General features: G+C 52.6%; 1 protein-coding gene. It reads right to left on the minus strand.

Features of this window, described 5'->3' with window-relative positions; translation table 11 throughout:
* Positions 1-559 (minus strand): response regulator (locus tag JHD82_RS29015; RefSeq protein WP_199140354.1); only part of this gene is annotated, 559 nt, incomplete at both ends.

Below are 559 nucleotides of genomic sequence, written 5' to 3' on the forward strand. Positions count from 1 at the left end.
AGATGTGTATAAGAGACAGGTTTTTCAAGGAGGCCGGCTTGACAAGAATATCTGCGATGCCAAATTTTGCACATTTGAATTTTTCCTGCTTGCCTGCATGTGCCGTTATTGCTCCCACAGGAATTCCCGGATAATTCTGCTTGATGCGCTGAGCAAGTACATAACCGCTCATGCCAGGCATTTGCAGGTCCGTAAGAACCAGGTCATAGATATTCTGCGACATCATTCGCAATGCGGATTCCCCGCCTTCTGCAGATTCTGCCTCGAAGCCGAGGATTTTCAGCTGATCCAGAAGCAGCAGTCTGTTGACCGGGTGATCATCGACTATGAGAACCCTCGCGCAACTACCCGTGCTTTCATCGTCTGCAAGCATGGCATCGTCATCGTCCTGCCCCACCGAAGCAGGAACAGGCCGGGCGTGGTATGCAGGCACGGTCAATTCAAATATGCTGCCCTTTCCTGGCACGCTGAAGAACCGGATTTCCCCGCCCATGAGATGCGCCATACGCTGACACAGCGTGAGGCCCAGCCCCGTACCACCAAATTCCGCTGCTATATC

The organism is Delftia sp. ASV31, assembly GCF_016428765.1.
Taxonomy (GTDB): domain Bacteria; phylum Pseudomonadota; class Gammaproteobacteria; order Burkholderiales; family Burkholderiaceae_C; genus Comamonas; species Comamonas acidovorans.